Source organism: Pseudomonas sp. JUb42 (assembly GCF_024807945.1).
Classification (GTDB): Bacteria; Pseudomonadota; Gammaproteobacteria; order Pseudomonadales; family Pseudomonadaceae; genus Aquipseudomonas.
Genome location: NZ_JANUFD010000022.1, coordinates 32,505 through 47,953, shown reverse-complemented (window position 1 = coordinate 47,953; position 15,449 = coordinate 32,505). Strand labels below are relative to the sequence as shown.

At 61.3% G+C, this 15,449-nt stretch carries 17 protein-coding genes; 13 read left to right on the top strand and 4 right to left on the bottom strand.

Features of this window, described 5'->3' with window-relative positions; all coding sequences use genetic code 11:
• The first annotated feature begins 86 nt into the window (after window positions 1-86).
• Window positions 87-740 (top strand): TIGR04211 family SH3 domain-containing protein, encoded by a 654-nt coding sequence (locus tag M2401_RS31950; protein ID WP_259110394.1) that lies wholly within the window; start codon window positions 87-89, stop codon window positions 738-740.
• 186 nt (window positions 741-926) lie between these two features.
• Here M2401_RS31950 and M2401_RS31945 read toward each other — a convergent pair whose 3' ends face one another.
• The 3 genes from M2401_RS31945 to M2401_RS31935 all read right to left on the bottom strand — a co-directional run bounded on the left by M2401_RS31945 (window position 927) and on the right by M2401_RS31935 (window position 2,055).
• On the bottom strand, window positions 927-1,205 hold the full coding sequence (locus M2401_RS31945) for a hypothetical protein (protein ID WP_259110302.1): 279 nt from the start codon (window positions 1,203-1,205) through the stop codon (window positions 927-929).
• A 42-nt stretch (window positions 1,206-1,247) separates the two neighbouring features.
• Window positions 1,248-1,385: a hypothetical protein gene (locus M2401_RS31940; protein ID WP_259110300.1), complete on the bottom strand. Its 138-nt coding sequence runs from the start codon at window positions 1,383-1,385 to the stop codon at window positions 1,248-1,250.
• 130 nt (window positions 1,386-1,515) lie between these two features.
• The gene (locus M2401_RS31935; RefSeq protein WP_259110299.1) at window positions 1,516-2,055 is read right to left on the bottom strand and encodes a cysteine hydrolase family protein; all 540 of its coding nucleotides are present in this window, start codon (window positions 2,053-2,055) and stop codon (window positions 1,516-1,518) included.
• 314 nt (window positions 2,056-2,369) lie between these two features.
• On the opposite strand from M2401_RS31935, the gene M2401_RS31930 reads away from it, so the two are divergent.
• From M2401_RS31930 to M2401_RS31890, 9 genes are all read left to right on the top strand, one after another.
• Window positions 2,370-3,155, top strand: a complete 786-nt coding sequence (locus M2401_RS31930; RefSeq protein ID WP_259110297.1) for a sulfite exporter TauE/SafE family protein — start codon at window positions 2,370-2,372, stop codon at window positions 3,153-3,155.
• A gap of 367 nt (window positions 3,156-3,522) precedes the next feature.
• A complete protein-coding gene (locus M2401_RS31925; protein WP_259110295.1) occupies window positions 3,523-4,497 on the top strand; it encodes a GTP-binding protein in 975 nt (324 codons plus the stop codon).
• Window positions 4,498-4,551: 54 nt separating this feature from the next.
• Window positions 4,552-5,055 carry a DUF1097 domain-containing protein gene (locus tag M2401_RS31920; RefSeq protein ID WP_259110292.1) on the top strand — a complete coding sequence of 168 codons (504 nt, stop codon included), beginning with the start codon at window positions 4,552-4,554 and terminating at the stop codon, window positions 5,053-5,055.
• A gap of 28 nt (window positions 5,056-5,083) precedes the next feature.
• Entirely contained in the window at window positions 5,084-5,827 is a 744-nt protein-coding gene (gene nthB / locus M2401_RS31915) for a nitrile hydratase subunit beta (protein WP_259110290.1), read from the top strand.
• Between the two features lie 25 nt (window positions 5,828-5,852).
• A complete protein-coding gene (nthA, locus tag M2401_RS31910; RefSeq protein ID WP_259110288.1) occupies window positions 5,853-6,476 on the top strand; it encodes a nitrile hydratase subunit alpha in 624 nt (207 codons plus the stop codon).
• Between the two features lie 10 nt (window positions 6,477-6,486).
• Window positions 6,487-6,831, top strand: coding sequence for a nitrile hydratase accessory protein (locus M2401_RS31905; RefSeq protein WP_259110286.1), 345 nt, complete (start codon window positions 6,487-6,489; stop codon window positions 6,829-6,831).
• Between the two features lie 17 nt (window positions 6,832-6,848).
• Window positions 6,849-7,028, top strand: a complete 180-nt coding sequence (locus tag M2401_RS31900) for a CbtB domain-containing protein (protein WP_259110283.1) — start codon at window positions 6,849-6,851, stop codon at window positions 7,026-7,028.
• A 25-nt stretch (window positions 7,029-7,053) separates the two neighbouring features.
• Window positions 7,054-7,776, top strand: a complete 723-nt coding sequence (locus tag M2401_RS31895) for a CbtA family protein (protein ID WP_259110281.1) — start codon at window positions 7,054-7,056, stop codon at window positions 7,774-7,776.
• Window positions 7,777-7,847: 71 nt separating this feature from the next.
• Window positions 7,848-8,861 carry a GlxA family transcriptional regulator gene (locus M2401_RS31890; protein WP_259110279.1) on the top strand — a complete coding sequence of 338 codons (1,014 nt, stop codon included), beginning with the start codon at window positions 7,848-7,850 and terminating at the stop codon, window positions 8,859-8,861.
• A 6-nt stretch (window positions 8,862-8,867) separates the two neighbouring features.
• Here M2401_RS31890 and M2401_RS31885 read toward each other — a convergent pair whose 3' ends face one another.
• On the bottom strand, window positions 8,868-9,356 hold the full coding sequence (locus M2401_RS31885) for a MarR family winged helix-turn-helix transcriptional regulator (protein WP_259110277.1): 489 nt from the start codon (window positions 9,354-9,356) through the stop codon (window positions 8,868-8,870).
• A 282-nt stretch (window positions 9,357-9,638) separates the two neighbouring features.
• Between M2401_RS31885 and M2401_RS31880 the strand changes: the two genes are divergently transcribed.
• From M2401_RS31880 to M2401_RS31870, 3 genes are read left to right on the top strand one after another with little or no spacing between them, the layout of a single operon-like run.
• Window positions 9,639-12,824: an efflux RND transporter permease subunit gene (locus M2401_RS31880; RefSeq protein WP_259110275.1), complete on the top strand. Its 3,186-nt coding sequence runs from the start codon at window positions 9,639-9,641 to the stop codon at window positions 12,822-12,824.
• Between the two features lies 1 nt (window position 12,825).
• Window positions 12,826-14,016, top strand: a complete 1,191-nt coding sequence (locus tag M2401_RS31875; protein WP_259110273.1) for an efflux RND transporter periplasmic adaptor subunit — start codon at window positions 12,826-12,828, stop codon at window positions 14,014-14,016.
• Complete coding sequence (locus M2401_RS31870) at window positions 14,009-15,433, top strand: efflux transporter outer membrane subunit (RefSeq protein WP_259110271.1); 1,425 nt, start codon at window positions 14,009-14,011, stop codon at window positions 15,431-15,433. Before M2401_RS31875 ends, M2401_RS31870 begins: the two co-directional genes overlap by 8 nt.
• Window positions 15,434-15,449: the final 16 nt, after the last annotated feature.

Sequence of the window (15,449 nt, the reverse complement as noted above, 5' to 3'; positions counted from 1 at the left end):
AACAGCCAGCTAGTGAAGGTGGCTCTATCGTCAATCGGCCCGGGTTTCGGCGCCTTGTGTACTTTTTATTGAAGATCACCATGCCTATGTCTCGTCACCGTTCTCGACTTTTTTCCCGTATTTCCAGCCAATCGCGGCGCGTGCTGGGCATCTGCCTGCTGACCACCTTCGGCGTCAGTGCAGCCCAGGCCGCCACTAACGAACGTTGGGTCAGTGACACCCTCAGCACATACGTACGCAGCGGGCCGACCGATGGCTATCGCATCGTCGGCACCCTCAAGTCCGGGCAGAAGGTTGATCTGATCAGCACCCAGGGCGATTACAGCCAGGTTCGCGGCGAAGGCGGCGGCACCGTGTGGATTCCCAATGCTGATTTGCAGGACGTCCCCGGCCAGGCCGAACGCCTTCCGCAACTGACCCAGAAAGTCGCTGACCTGACCGGCCAGCTCGACAATATCGATAGCACCTGGAAGACCCGGGTGCAGGGCATGCAGGAAACCATGGACTCGCGCAAAGCCATGATCGATGACCTGGAAAATCGCACCAAGACCCTCAATGACCAATTGAGTGCCGCCCAGTCGGAACTACGCTCCACCCAGGCCAAACTGGGGGACGAGAACAACCAGGTGTTGATGCGCTATATGGTCTACGGTGGCTCGATTGCCGGTGGAGGGCTGTTGCTGGGGCTGATCCTTCCGGCGCTGACCCGTGGGCGCAAGCGCAAGGATGGTTGGGCCTGATATCTGGGGGATAGCAGCGCCATTTCGACGCCGCGCTGTTGTGCGGCAAACGCTGATCTGTTGGAGCTGCCGAAGGCTGCGAAATCGGTGTATCAGATAGACCTTTTCGCAGCCTTCGGCAGCTCCTACAAAACTATCATTTCAATTTAGATAATTGCGTTGTATTTGCGATGTGATAGCTAGGCTTCAGGCCTGCAACCCCTGACTGGCCTGCCGTGCATGATGAGGGCGGTGTTCTGCTTCTTGCTCCAGCAGATGATGGGCGAGGATGTCGTTGAGAAAGCGGAACTGGTCGTTCAGGCCGATCACCGCATTATTGAAGTGCAGCGAAGCTGAGGACATCAGGAAGTCATCGAAGCGGTCGTCGACCACCAGAGCTGACTTGCGGTTATAGACGACGTGCTGGGAATAGTAGTTTCTGCCGAAGTTGGGGAACGAGACGTGCAAAGAGAGGGTTTGAGGCATATCGAATACTCCGGGCCAGTCATTCAAACAGTTTGATAAGGCTTACGCGCGCTGTGGGCCGTGGTCGTGCTCATCTTCATGGGCGTTGTCGGCGTTGCTCAGCGGGCTGAACAGAATCAGGGAAAACACGTAACCGGTCAGGGCTGTCAGTGTCAGGCAAGTCAGTAGATGTACCAGCATGGTCAGGCTCCTCGATTACGTGTGATGTTGGAATAGATAGTACGCTCACGAATTTTCAGCGGAAGGGCGCTCCTGCCGATGTTAAGTATCGACAGGATCGATGGGGCGAAGTTGCACTGAATTGCCTGTATCAGAAAGTCGTTTGGCTGGCGTTCAGCAAGTTCACAAAAGGCCCGTTCAGGGTCTGGTTATGGTGCTCGATAATCGCCCCGGCCGAGAGCGCCGGGGTGTCCATACAGGTGTGGGCATCCGCCACCAGTACCGCCTGGAAACCCAGGTCCCGGGCCTGCCGGCAGGTGCTGTCGACGCAGTACTGGGTTTTCATCCCGCAAATCACCACTTCAGTGACTGCCGCCTCGACAAGCCGCTCGGCAAGCCCCGTACCCTGAAAGCAACTGGGGCGGCTCTTGTCGATAAAGATATCCACGCTGGCATCGATCTCCAGGCCTGGCACCAGTTGCCAGAACGGGCTGCCTGCGGCAATTGGCGAGCCGTCGGAGCCGGTATGGCGTACCAGAATCACCGGGCAACCTGCCTGCCGTGCGTTGCGGGACAGCGCGTTGATGTTGGCGAGGATGCGCTCACCCTCGAAAGGCTGCTCGGCGCCGTGGAACAGGCCGACCTGCATATCGATGACCAGCAGGGCGCGGCGGGGGGCGGATACGGACATGTGGATCTCCTTTTCATGAACCAGTCCGGACGGCGCACAAAAAAGGCCCCGTCCATTGCTGGCGGGGCCTTGGGTAATACGTTTGTTCAGCTCACGTACACACCGGCGGCCCGCCAGGGGCGGTCGTGGTGGTAGTGGTCGAGGTGAACTGAATGAAAGTCATGGACTGATCATGCCCGCAGCCAAAAGACTGCGTCAAATGAAAGTCGACCCGGTTATAAAGTTAGACCGCATCGTTCTAAGGGCTATTGAGGAAAGTCGTTATGCTGCTGCGCGTTTTTCCATGCAATAGCAGCATTAGATAAGGCATCACGATGGATTTCGGTAGTACAGGTCTGGTGGTTGCGGGTTTGCTCGTGGGCTTTATCGTTGGCATGACCGGTGTCGGTGGTGGGTCGTTGATGACGCCCATCCTGCTGTGGTTCGGCATCAATCCGGCGACGGCGGTCGGCACCGACCTGCTGTATGCCGCCATTACCAAATCCGGCGGCGTGCTGGTGCATCGCAAGAACGACAATATTGACTGGGGCATTACCGGTTGGCTGACGATGGGCAGCGTGCCTGGCGTAGCTCTGACCCTGTGGTTCCTCAGCGAGCTGCAAACCTCGCCGACGGCCCTGAACAGCGTGATCAAACAGGCCCTGGGCGTGGTCCTGCTGCTCACCGCCCTGGCAATTTTCTTCAAGAAGCGCCTGCTGGCCTTCGCCCACAAGCGCGCTGGCGGCAACTACCAGCCCGGCGGGCGACGCCTCAATGTGATGACCGTTGTCACCGGCCTGATCCTCGGCATCATGGTTGCGCTGACGTCTATCGGCGCGGGCGCTCTGGGCACAGTGGCACTGTTTATCCTCTATCCGCTGCTGCCTACACGCCGTCTGGTCGGCACCGAAATCGCCCACGCCGTGCCCCTGACTCTGGTCGCCGGCCTGGGCCATGCGAGCATGGGCAATATGGACTGGTCGGTGCTCGGCTTCCTGCTCATGGGCTCGCTGCCGGGTATCTATGTGGGCAGCCAGTTGAGCGGGCGTATCTCGGATGAGGTGCTACGGCCTTGCCTGGCGACGATGCTGGTTTTGATTGGCTACAAGTTGGTGTTCTAAAAGCGAATAGCAGTGCCGCGTGATTCTGTGGTCGCGCGGCTTGCCCGCGAAGAACGATAACGCGGTGCATCTGACACGCCGCGCCGCCTGGTTCGCGGGCAAGCCTCGCTCCAACGACTTCAAATCAGTGCATCCGCCCCGAAACAGTGCCCCCGATCAATACATTCCCCCGCCTGACGCCCTCCGCAAAAAAAGCCAGCTGTCCGTTTCTGCCCGTGCCGACCATTCTGGCCATATAACCCAACCAAACGTGACAACAACGTGACCGGCGTGGACAGCCGATAAAAACCGGACTGGAAATCGCACCTGTAGCCCGAAAGCCGCTGAATCCGGCGGCGCCAAACACGGCCACTACAAGGTGTGAATCATGTCGATTGGAAAAATCCCGGTCACGGTCATTTCCGGTTTTCTCGGGGCGGGCAAGACCACCCTGGTCAATCATCTGCTGCAACAGAACCGGCACTACCGGATCGGCGTTGTCGTCAACGAATTCGGGGAAGTGGGCATTGACGGCCAGTTGATCGTCTCGGAGCAGCAAGCGCTTATCGAGATCAACAATGGCTGCGTATGCTGCACGGTACGCGCCGACCTGGTCAGCAGCGTCAAGGAGATGCTGGCTCTGGCGGGTAATCGCCTGGATCGCCTGATCATCGAAACCTCGGGTCTGGCCGACCCTGCACCCGTATTGCAAACCTTCCTCGCTGACCCGGACCTGCGCACTCGCGTAGAGCTGGAGTCGGTGGTCACCGTGATCGATGCCCTGCATCTGGATGGGCAACTGGACGATGAGATCGTCCGCGAGCAGATCGCCTTCGCCGACACCCTGATCCTCAACAAGACCGACCTGGTCAGTCAGGCCCGGCTGGCGGCGCTGCGTCGGCAGATCAAGTTGCTCAACAGTACGGCGACGGTCGTACAGACCAACCATTCGCAAGTGCCGGTGAATGAGCTGTTGGGCACCAAGCGTTTCTCTCTGCCCAACCTGCTGATGATCGAGCCGGACATCCTCGACGACGAGGGTCATGACCACCAACACGACGCCTCCATTTCCTCCTGTTCCGTGATTTCGGCCGGTGCCCTGGATGCCGAGCGCTTCAACCGCTGGATCAACCAGCTGGTGCAGAGCAACGGCCAGCAATTGATGCGCATGAAAGGCCTGCTCAATTTCGCCAGCGAAGCCCGACGTTTCCATTTTCACAGCGTGCACATGCTGCTGGAAGCGGTGCCGGGGCCGCGCTGGGCAAGCGACGAAGAACGCCTCAACCGCTTTGTCTTCATCGGTCGCGATCTGGACAGCGAACACCTGCTGCAAGGCTTTCTCGATTGCCTGCAAGCCGCCTGATTTGTTTTTCAGCCTGCCAACAACAACGCCAACCTCCTGTCAGGAAATCGTCCCATGAAAAAGCAAGAAGCCTACACCGTCAGCATCGGCCTCCTCGCGGTACTGGACACCTACATCACGGCCACGGTGTTTCCCGTACCGGTGTGGGTCACGTTCATTGCCTGGGCGTCGTTCTTCATCGTCGGCGGCGGCAGTGCCGGGTTTGTCCGCAGCGTCGCCTCCAATCTCACCGGGCTGGTGATCAGCTCCCTGGTGCTGCTGGGCATCGCCACGGTCAGTGAGGCGCCGTTCTTCATCGCCATTCTGGTGGGGATTGGCAGCGCGGGCATGGTCCAGGCCTCCAAGGTGCCGCTGCTGAGCATCCTGCCGGCGATTGTCTGGGGCTTTGCCTCGACTGTGGGTACGACGGCTGTGGGCGGCAAACCCATGACGACTTCCGGCCTGGCCAACCCGGCACTGATCGCCGCAGCGGCACTGATCACCGGCGCGGTATTCGGTTATGTCTCCGAGCGTCTGGGCGACGCCCTGACCAGCAAGCCCGACCCACAACTGGCCTGATTTCTGTCACAGCACACCGGAGTACCGAATGAAACTACAACACTACCTGGGCGGCCTGGAAAACCTTGGCCCCGTGAGCGTCGAAAAACAGGTATTCGTCGAAGAATGGGAAAAACGCATCTTCGGCATCCACACCGTGATGATGGCCGAGAGCGCGCACTTGAGCGGCGCCTTGCCCAAGTACCCCGTGGACAGCCTGCCGACTGCGTTCAAAAGCGATTGGACCTGGGCCTCCCTGCGCACTGGCGCCGAAGGCATGCAGCCGTTCGACTACTTCAAGTTTCGCTACTACGAAAAGTGGCTGATGGGCATTTCCGGCTTCTTCGTTGACCAGGGTTATATCTCTGGCGAAGACCTCAAGAGCAGGGCGCAGCACTACCGCAAACAACCCGATGCACCGCTGCCGGATCAGCCCAGCCCCGCCATTCGTGAGCAGATCGTGCGCTACCTGCACGAAGGCGATTCCGGCTTGCGTCCCTATGCAGGCGAACCGCTGTTGCGCAATGGCGCCAGCGTGAAAGTGGCCGACCCCGTGGCGGTGGACCACACCCGTCTACCGGGTTACCTGCGCAACAAGCCGGGGACCATTGTCGAGGTCTATGCCGGGGCCTTTGCTTACTTCGTCAACACCGGGCCGGATGGCATCGGCGAGCCGATGCCGGTGTATCGCGTAGCGTTTAACGCTGCGGATATCTGGGGCGAGGGCAAGAGCGAGGCCAACACCACGATCTACGCCGACCTGTTCGAAGCCTACCTACAACCAGCCGTTTAACCGAACCCTTGCAGCGGAGTTTTCCATGAGCCAGCTCTTCGAGTATGAACAACAACGTGAGGCCCAAAGCGCGGCGAAAGTCCGGGCGCTGGAGGCCTTGCTGATCGAGAAAGGCGTGATCGGCAGCGACTCGGTGGACACCGTGCTCAGCCACTTCGAAACCGTGGCCGGGCCGTTCAACGGCGCGAAGATCGTCGCTCGGGCCTGGGTCGACGAAGCCTATAAGCAACGCCTGCTGGCCGACACGCCCAAGGCCATTGCCGAACTGAACCTGGCTCAGGGCATGGACGGTGCCGAGGGCGAGCACATGCTGGCGGTGGCCAACAGTGCCCAGGTGCATAACCTGATCATCTGCACCCTGTGTTCCTGCTACCCGTGGCCGATCCTCGGCCTGCCACCGTACTGGTACAAGGACCCTGTATTCCGCGCCCGCGGCGTGCGTGAGCCGCGGGCCGTGCTGCGCGAATTCGGCGTACCGGTGAGCGCCGAAACCAAGGTCGAGGTATGGGACAGCAGTGCGCAGATCCGCTGGTTCGTGGTGCCTGAGCGTCCTGCCAATTCCGGGCACTTGAGCGAGGCGCAACTGGCCGATCTGGTTACCCCCGAATCGATGATGGGCGTGGCTCTGGTGCAACTGTCCGCCGCCTGAGGAGTTGCCGATGTTTACCCGATTCGAAGAGTTCGCCGCCAACAGCATGCTCGGCCACAAGGACTCGCCACCGCGCTCCCAGGGCCGTCTGCACTTCGCCCAGGACTGGCAGCGCAGCCTTTACGGCATGGCGCTGGCCCTGTCCAAGGAGGGGCATTTCGAGTGGGAGGCGTTTCGCCAGAACCTGATCGATTCCATCGCCACCTGGGAGCAATTGCCTTGTGGCAACCAGCCGCCGTGGGACTACTACGAACGCTTCCTTGAGGCCCTGATCAAGGTGCTGCACGAGCACTCATTACTGGACACCCGTGAACTGGAAATGCGCCTTGGCGCCCTGAAACCCGACATTCACTGATTTTTGAGGAGCATCCCATGAGCAGCACTGTATTTACCCAGACCGCCACCCACAGCCGTGGCAACCGCCTGCTGGTCACCTTCGGCTCGATCCTGATGGGCCTGTCGCTGGTGTACTTCGCCGGTTTCTCGCACCTGGATCTGGTGCACAACGCCGCCCACGACACCCGCCACAGTTCGGGCTTTCCGTGCCATTGATGGTCGTTCCCAGAGGAGCATGAGCATGTTCAAACACATAGTCACCACGGCCTGTTACACAGGCGCCATCGCGGCATTGCTGCTGACCCTGATGCAGAGCCTGTGGGTCACGCCGCTGATTCTTCAGGCCGAAACCTATGAGCACGCCGAAGTGGCGGTGCAGCCTGCCCATGACCATGCCGCTGGCAGCCATGAGCACCAACACGATGCCGAAGCCTGGACACCGCAGGACGGCTGGCAGCGTACCTTGTCCACTTTTGGCGGTGATCTGGTGGTCGCCATCGGTTTTGCCCTGATGCTCACCGCGTTGTTCAATCTGCGGGCGCCGACCAGGGTCTGGCAGGGCGTGCTATGGGGCCTGGCCGGTTACGCCACCTTCTGCCTGGCACCGGCAGCAGGCCTGCCGCCCGAGTTGCCTGGCACGGCGGCTGCAGAGCTTTCCTCGCGGCAGGACTGGTGGGGCGCCACGGCATTGGCCACGGCCCTTGGCCTGGCCCTGCTGGTGTTCGGCCGGCACTGGAGCCTCAAGGTGATCGCCATGGTATTGCTGGTGTTGCCGCATCTGATCGGCGCACCGCAACCTGCCGAGCACCATTCCCTGGCGCCCGAAGCGCTGCAGGCGCAGTTTCGCCTGACCACCTTGCTGGTCAATGCCGTGTTCTGGGCGGCCATGGGCGGGGTGGCGGCCTGGTGGTTCCGCCGTCAGTCGCCAGCTGTACCTGCGGGTGAATTTGCTCCACTAGGATGAGTAGCGATCGGTCGCGGGCCTGTCCGGACGCGACCGGTCATTGAATCGACAATCGTTGCACAGGAGTCCTTATGCGCAAGATCAGCGTGGGAATGGTGTTGTTTCCCGGCTTCCAGCTACTGGATATCGCCGGTCCCAAGGATGCCTTCGCCCAGGTCAAGGTCCTGAGCAACGGCGAGTGTGAATACGAGATGCTGACAGTGGGCACCACGCGCAGTCCGCTGCTGTCGTCCAGTGGCTTGACGGTGATTCCCGACCGAACGATTTTTGACCCTTGCCCGCACTTCGACACCATCATCGTGCCGGGTGGGCTGGGGATTTTCGATGTGTACGCCGACTCGACCCTGTGCGACTGGCTCAAGGTCCAGGAAAAGCGCTGCCGGCGCCTCGCGGCGATCTGTAATGGCGTGTTTGCCCTGGGCGCTGCGGGCCTGATTGAGCGCAAATCGGTGACCACTCACTGGATGGACGCTACGCATTTGAGCGAGCTGTTCCCGTCCGCCCATGTCGACCCCGACCATATTCACGTCAAGGACGGCACGATTTACACCACCGCCGGAGTGACTGCGGGCATCGACCTGTCGCTGCTGATGATCGAGGAGGACTTCGGCAAGCGCATGGCCATCGATGTCGCCAAGTACCTTGTGGTGTACCTGCGTCGTGCCGGTGGCCAGTCGCAGTTCAGTCCCTTGCTGGACATGCAGGGCGGGGTGGACTCCCATGTCGAAGCGGTGCAGGACTACATGCTGACCAACCTGCATCTGAATCACAGCCTGGTGTCCCTGGCCGATCGCGTGCACATGAGCCCGCGCAATCTGTCGCGGCTGTTCACCAAGGAAACCGGCTTGCCGCCCATGGCGTTTCTCGCTGATGCGCGGATCGACGCGGTTCGGCGCTACCTGGAGGCCACCGAGCAGTCGATGAAGGAAATTGCCAATCAGTGCGGTTTTGACAGTGCCGATAGCTTGCGCCGGGTGTTCGTCAAACGCCTGGCCATCAGCCCGGTGGAGTATCGCCAGCGCTTTCGCTCTGGTGCTTCGACCAATGCCGCTGGCGCGCCCGAAGCAGCGCTGGCCGGGGGCTGAACAGGCTCACTCGAGCGGCGCGTGCAGCTCCTCAAGCAGCGACTGGGCGAAGGTTTCCGATGAGATCAGATCCAGGGCGCTGCGCAGCTTGACGGTCTCTTCGATACCGAAGGCCTTCTCGAAAATCGACGATACCCGCTCGGAAATCTGCTGGGCCTCGCGGTATTTCGCCCAGCCGTTTTCGGTCAGCAACACCCGCCGGCTGCGCCGATCCAGCTCGTCCACTAGTACTTCGACCAGACCATCGCGCACCAAGGGCTTGAGGCTGTGGCTCAGGGCAGACAAGTCCATGACCAGTGCATCAGCCAGATCACGCATCTTCGGCTCGTTACCCCGGGCGATATGGGACATCAGCGAATACTGGGTGGCTTTCAGGCCAGTGTCGGTAAACGCTTCGTCATAGATTTGCCCCAGGCGCCGGGAAGCCCGGCGTACCGAACCGTTCGCGCAGCTGCTGGCCATGCTCTGGGCGGGGCAGGAGTCAGTCAGTTTCAAAAGTATTGGCTCTCCTATCAACTGCGCTGTCGCGCGGTAAACACAGACCTACAGATCCCGTTCCAAATAAAATTCGGGCTGTGTTTGCGGCTGCGAGGTCGGCAATCACAACAGGATTAAGCCACGATTATGCACGCGAGGCAGTCTCGAACAAGCGGTTTCTGTCCTTGCGGTCAGGTAGACATAACCTGAAACAAATTACTTGCGTATGCCAGTAATATCATTATTGTGGCATATGCCACCTTTTCCTGGCGGCTCATTCCCTCTGCTTGGATCACCTCTATGCTCGGCCTTGTGCGTGTCGCATTGCGACGACCCTATACGTTCGTTGTTCTGGCAATTCTCATTCTGATCATCGGCCCGCTGGCGGCCTGGCGAACGCCGACCGATATATTTCCGGAGATCAAGATCCCGGTGATCGCGGTGATCTGGCAGTACACCGGCCTGCCGCCGGACCAGATGGCGGGGCGCATCACGTCGCCTTTTGAGCGCGTGCTGACCACCACTGTCAACGACATCCGCCATATCGAGGCGCAATCGCTGAACGGCTACGGCATCGTCAAGGTGTTCTTCCAGCCGGGGGTCAATATCAGTACCGCCAACGCCCAATTGACCTCCGTGTCCCAGGCCATCCTGCGCAACCTGCCACCGGGCACCGTGCCGCCGCTGATCCTCAACTACAGCGCCTCCACCGTACCTATCGTGCAGCTGGCGCTGTCCGGCAATGGCCTCAGCGAGCAGAAGCTCGGCGATATCGGCCTGAATACCGTGCGCCTGATGCTCACCACCGTGGCCGGCGCCTCCCTGCCGTATCCGTTCGGCGGCAAGACCCGGCAGGTGCAGATCGACCTGGACTCGGCCGCCATGCAGGCCCGTGGCCTGTCTGCCCAGGACGTCGCCAATGCCCTGGCAACCCAGAATCAGATTACCCCGGTGGGCACCGAGAAGATCGGCAGCGCCGAATATGTCCTGCAACTGAACAACTCACCCACGGCCTACAAGGACCTCGAAGATCTGCCGATCAAGACCGCCAACGGCACCACAGTGCTGATTCGTGACGTCGGTACGGTGAAGGACGGCAGCCCGCCGCAGACCAATATCGTCCACGTTAACGGCAACCGTTCGGTGCTGATCCCGGTGCTCAAGACCGGCTCGGCCTCGACCCTGGGCGTGATCGCCGGGATCAAGGACAAGCTGGCCGACTCCAAGGGCCTGCTGCCCGATAACCTGAATATCGACCTGATCGGCGACCAGTCGCTGTTCGTGCGCTCGGCCATCAGCGGCGTGGCCAGGGAAGGGCTCATCGCGGCGGCGTTGACCAGTCTGATGATCCTGCTGTTCCTCGGCAGTTGGCGTTCGACGGTGATCATTGCCGTGTCAATTCCCCTGGCGATCCTGTCGTCCATCACCGCGCTGTCGGCGCTCGGCGAAACCCTGAATATCATGACCCTGGGCGGGCTGGCATTGGCGGTGGGTATCCTGGTCGACGACGCCACGGTGACTATCGAGAACATCAATTGGCACTTGGAACAGGGCAAGCCGGTGGAGACGGCGATCCTCGACGGCGCGGTGCAGATCGTCACCCCGGCCTTTGTCTCGCTGCTGTGTATCTGCATCGTTTTCGTGCCGATGTTTTTCCTCGAAGGCGTGGCGCGCTTTCTCTTCGTACCCATGGCCGAAGCGGTGATCTTTGCCATGATCGCCTCGTTCATCCTGTCGCGTACCCTGGTGCCAACCATGGCCAACTTCCTGCTCAAGCCCCATGTGCTGCATGGCGAAGGTGAGGGCAAGGCGCTCAGTCGCAACCCGCTGGTGAATTTCCAGCGCGGTTTCGAGGCACGTTTCGAGCGGGTTCGCGGCGGCTATCACGACCTGCTGGACAGCGCTCTGCGCCATCGCAAAGTGGTGATGATCAGTATCTTTGCCTTTGTCATCGCCTCGTTTGCGCTGGTGCCGTTCCTTGGGCGCAACTTCTTCCCGGCGGTGGATTCCGGGCAGATCCTCATGCACGTCCGTGCGCCGGTCGGCATGCGCGTGGAGAGCACGGCGCAGCTGGTTTTCGATATCGAGAACAGCGTGCGCAAGATCATCGATCCGGCCGACCTGAACACCGTGGTCGATAACATTGGCCTGTCCATCAGCGGTATCAACACCGCCTATAACAACACCGGCACGGTGGGTTCCCAGGACAGCGATATCCAGATCAGTCTCAAGGAAGACCATCAACCCAGCGCCGACTACGTGCGTCATTTGCGCGAGCAACTGCCCCGAGAGTTCCCCAATGCGGTGTTTTCGTTCCCGCCGCCGGATATCGTCGGGCAGATCCTTAACTTCGGCTCGTCGGCGCCCATTGATCTGCAGATCACCGGCAACAACCTGCCCGCCAACTTCGCTTACGCCAGCACCTTGCTGCGAGAGATTCGCCGGGTGCCGGGCGTGGCCGATGCGCGGTTGCAACAGTCCCAGCAATTGCCGACCTTCAAGATCAATGTCGACCGCACCCGTGCGCAATTGGTGGGCATCAGCGAGCGGGATATCACCAATAGCCTGGTGGTCAACCTGGCGGGATCGAGCCAGGTGGCGCCGACCTTCTGGCTGAACACGGCCAATGGCGTGTCCTATCCCATCGTCCTGCAAACTCCGCAGTACAACCTCGACACTCTGGCGGCGCTGCATAACCTGCCGCTGACGGCCGCTGGCCAGGGTAATAACGGGCAGATCCTCGGCGGCCTGGCGACGGTGGAGCGTAGTCATAGCAACTCGGTGGTGACCCAGTCCGATATCCAGTCGGTGGTGGAAATCCTGACTGCGACCCAGGGCCGCGACCTGGGCGGGGTGACGGCGGATATCCAGGCGATCATTGCCGCCCACGCCAGTGACGTGCCCAAGGGTTCCAAAGTGGCGCTGCAAGGCCAGGTGACCACCATGAACAGTGCCTTCAGTGGTCTGCTGTTCGGTTTGCTGGGGGCGGTGGTGCTGATCTACCTGCTGATCGTGGTCAACTTCCAGTCCTGGAGCGACCCGTTCGTGATCATCACCGCGTTGCCTGCGGCGCTGGCCGGTATCGTCTGGATGTTGTTCGTCACTCATACGCCGTTGTCAGTCCCTGCGTTGACCGGGGCGATCATGTGCATGGGGGTCGCCACGGCCAACGCCATTTTGGTGGTGAGTTTCTGCCGCGAACGTCTGGCTGAACATGGCGACCCGCTGCGGGCCGCGCTGGAAGCCGGCTTCACCCGCTTCCGTCCGGTGTTGATGACTGCCATCTCCATGATCATCGGCATGGCGCCCATGGCCCTGAGCCTGGGCGAGGGCGGTGAGCAGAATGCGCCCCTGGGCCGTGCGGTGATTGGCGGCCTGAGCTTTGCCACGATCGCCACGCTGTTCCTCGTTCCTATCATTTTCAGTCTGGTCCATGCCCGGCATGGCCGCGTTTCTGTTGCGGCGAACACCGCCCGAGGTTTCTGACATGTCCATCGATACTTTGCCAACTCAACCCGCCCCACGCCGGGGCAAGGGCGGCGCGATGCTCGTCCTGCTGCTGGGCGCAGGCGCCGTGGCCGCCATCGTGTTCTACGGCATCAGCGTCCGGGCCAGTGAATCTGGCAAGCTGAAGACCTGGACCGACAATCAGGCCCTGCCCAGCGTCATCCTGATCAGCCCCAGCGTCCCTGCCCAAGGCGGCGTGCTGAACCTGCCGGGACGTCTGGAAGCCTGGTCCCGGGCCTCGATCTTCGCCCGGGTCGGCGGCTACCTGAAGTCCTGGAAAGCTGATATTGGCGCCAAGGTTAAGGCCGGTCAGGTGTTGGCGGAAATCGACACCCCCGAGCTTGATCAACAACTGCTTCAGGCCAAGGCCGATCTGGCTACGGCCCAGGCCAACGCGGCGCTGGCCAGCACAACCGCCAAGCGCTGGCAGGCCATGCTTGCTTCCGATTCGGTGTCGAAACAGGACGTCGACGAGCGCGTCGGCAACCTCGCCGCACGCCAGGCCCAGGTCAATGCCGCCAATGCCAATGTCGAGCGACTGATCGCCACCAAAGGCTTCCAGCGCCTGACTGCCCCCTTCGATGGTGTGGTGACGTCGCGTTCCACCGATGTCGGTGCCCTGATCAACGCCGGTAGCGGCGGTGTCGGGCAGGAGCTGTTCGCGGTCTCCGATGTCAGCCGCCTGCGGGTCTATGTGCAGGTGCCGCAAAGTTACGCGCCGCAGGTGCGGGTCGGTACCAAGGCGCACTTGAATGTGCCTGAGTACAAACAGGAGCAGTTCAACGCCACGGTGATTGCCTCGGCGGACTCGGTGACGGCGTCATCCGGGACCACTCTCGTGCAACTGCAAGTGGACAACGCCGCCGGGCGCCTGCTGCCAGGGGCCTATACCAGCGTGCAGTTTGACCTGCCGGTGCAGAGCAACGTCCTGCGCCTGCCCGCCAGTGCTCTGGTCTTTGACGATCATGGCATGCGCGTGGCGACCCTCGATCAGCAAAACCATGTGCTGTTCAAAAGCGTGACCATCGCCCGGGACTTTGGCGACAGCGTAGAGATCGGCAGCGGCTTGCTGGCCTCTGATCGCGTCATCGACACACCGCCTGACGGCCTGATCGACAGCGACAGCGTGCAGCTGTCAAAAGCAGCAACCGAGGCCAAACCCCATGGCTAAATACAGTCTGCTGTTACTGGCGATGCTCGGTCTGGGCGCCTGCTCCATGGCCCCGGAGTACAAGGTGCCGCAAACCCCGGTCGCGGCCGAGTTCCGCACCCAGGGCGCCTGGAGCACCGCCACGCCCAACGACAGCATCAGCCGCGATGGCTGGTGGCGCATCTATCAGGACCCGCAACTGGATGCCTTGCAACAGCAATTGCTGCTGAATAACCCAACCTTGAGCGCAGCCCTGGCCCATTACAGCCAGGCCCAGGCACTGGTTACCCAAGTGCGCTCGGGCCTGTTTCCGACCATCAAGGGCATCGGTAATGGTCAGCGGATTCGCCAATCGGATACCCGGCCATTGCGCTCCAGCACCACCGCGAATGTCTATGACTCCGCCACTTTGGGTTTGCAGGTCGACTATGAAGTCGACCTCTGGGGCCGGGTGCGCGACTCCGTGGCTGCGGGCACAGACGAGGCCCAGGCCTCCCAGGCCGACCTGGCGTCTGCGCGTTTGAGCCTGCAGGCGCAATTGGCCGACAGCTATATTCAACTGCGCGGGCTGGATCAACAGAGCCAGTTGCTTAGCGCCACCACTGAGGCCTTCGCCCGGGCCGTCAGCCTGACCGAAGGATTGCACGGTGGCGGCATTGTCTCCGGGCTGGATGTGGCCCGGGCCAGTACCCAACTGTCTTCCGCCAAATCGCAGCTCAAGCAGAATCAGGTACAGCGAGCGGTGATGGAACATGCGATTGCCGCACTGGTGGGCGTTTCCGCCTCGCAGTTCAGTTTGCCGGTCAACACCACGGCGATTGCCTTGCCCGGCGTGCCGGTGGGCGTGCCCTCGACCCTGCTGCAACGACGCCCGGATATCGCCGCCGCCGAACGACGTATCGCTGCCGCCAACAAGCGCATCGGCGTGGCCCGCAGCGCCTGGTTCCCGACCATCAGCCTGAGTGCCCAGGGCGGCTACCAGAGTGACGAGTTCGCCAACCTGCTGTCCGCGCCCAATCTGTTCTGGGCCGTCGGACCGGCGCTGGTCACCACCCTGTTTGATGCTGGCGCGCGCCAGGCCCAAGTCGACTCGGCCCGGGCTGCCACCGAGGAGGCCGGGAGTAAATACCGCGCAGTGGTGCTGGGTGCGTTCGAGCAGGTGGAAGATAACCTGACCATTATCGACGGCCTCGGCAGCGCTCTGGAAGACCAACGTGCAGCGGCCGAAGCGGCGCGTTACACGGAAAACCTGTCGCTGGAACGCTATAAACAAGGCGCGATTGGCTATCTGGATGTGGTGGTGGCCCAGACCGCATCGCTGCAGGCGCAACGCAGCGTGCTGGATCTGCAGACCCGGCAGTTGAGTGCCAATGTCGGGCTGATCAAGGCGTTGGGGGGAGGGTGGAGCAGGGCTGAGGAGCTATCAGTGAGTCGGTGACGTTGAAGCGAGGCTT

Bases quoted from the DNA above. Each gene is read 5' to 3' on its own strand.
- M2401_RS31950 (WP_259110394.1), top strand. From the start codon at position 87: ATGTCTCGTCACCGTTCTCGACTTTTTTCCCGTATTTCCAGCCAATCG.
- M2401_RS31945 (WP_259110302.1), bottom strand. From the start codon at position 1,205: ATGCCTCAAACCCTCTCTTTGCACGTCTCGTTCCCCAACTTCGGCAGA.
- M2401_RS31940 (WP_259110300.1), bottom strand. From the start codon at position 1,385: ATGCTGGTACATCTACTGACTTGCCTGACACTGACAGCCCTGACCGGT.
- M2401_RS31935 (WP_259110299.1), bottom strand. From the start codon at position 2,055: ATGTCCGTATCCGCCCCCCGCCGCGCCCTGCTGGTCATCGATATGCAG.
- M2401_RS31930 (WP_259110297.1), top strand. From the start codon at position 2,370: ATGGATTTCGGTAGTACAGGTCTGGTGGTTGCGGGTTTGCTCGTGGGC.
- M2401_RS31925 (WP_259110295.1), top strand. From the start codon at position 3,523: ATGTCGATTGGAAAAATCCCGGTCACGGTCATTTCCGGTTTTCTCGGG.
- M2401_RS31920 (WP_259110292.1), top strand. From the start codon at position 4,552: ATGAAAAAGCAAGAAGCCTACACCGTCAGCATCGGCCTCCTCGCGGTA.
- nthB (WP_259110290.1), top strand. From the start codon at position 5,084: ATGAAACTACAACACTACCTGGGCGGCCTGGAAAACCTTGGCCCCGTG.
- nthA (WP_259110288.1), top strand. From the start codon at position 5,853: ATGAGCCAGCTCTTCGAGTATGAACAACAACGTGAGGCCCAAAGCGCG.
- M2401_RS31905 (WP_259110286.1), top strand. From the start codon at position 6,487: ATGTTTACCCGATTCGAAGAGTTCGCCGCCAACAGCATGCTCGGCCAC.
- M2401_RS31900 (WP_259110283.1), top strand. From the start codon at position 6,849: ATGAGCAGCACTGTATTTACCCAGACCGCCACCCACAGCCGTGGCAAC.
- M2401_RS31895 (WP_259110281.1), top strand. From the start codon at position 7,054: ATGTTCAAACACATAGTCACCACGGCCTGTTACACAGGCGCCATCGCG.
- M2401_RS31890 (WP_259110279.1), top strand. From the start codon at position 7,848: ATGCGCAAGATCAGCGTGGGAATGGTGTTGTTTCCCGGCTTCCAGCTA.
- M2401_RS31880 (WP_259110275.1), top strand. From the start codon at position 9,639: ATGCTCGGCCTTGTGCGTGTCGCATTGCGACGACCCTATACGTTCGTT.
- M2401_RS31875 (WP_259110273.1), top strand. From the start codon at position 12,826: ATGTCCATCGATACTTTGCCAACTCAACCCGCCCCACGCCGGGGCAAG.
- M2401_RS31870 (WP_259110271.1), top strand. From the start codon at position 14,009: ATGGCTAAATACAGTCTGCTGTTACTGGCGATGCTCGGTCTGGGCGCC.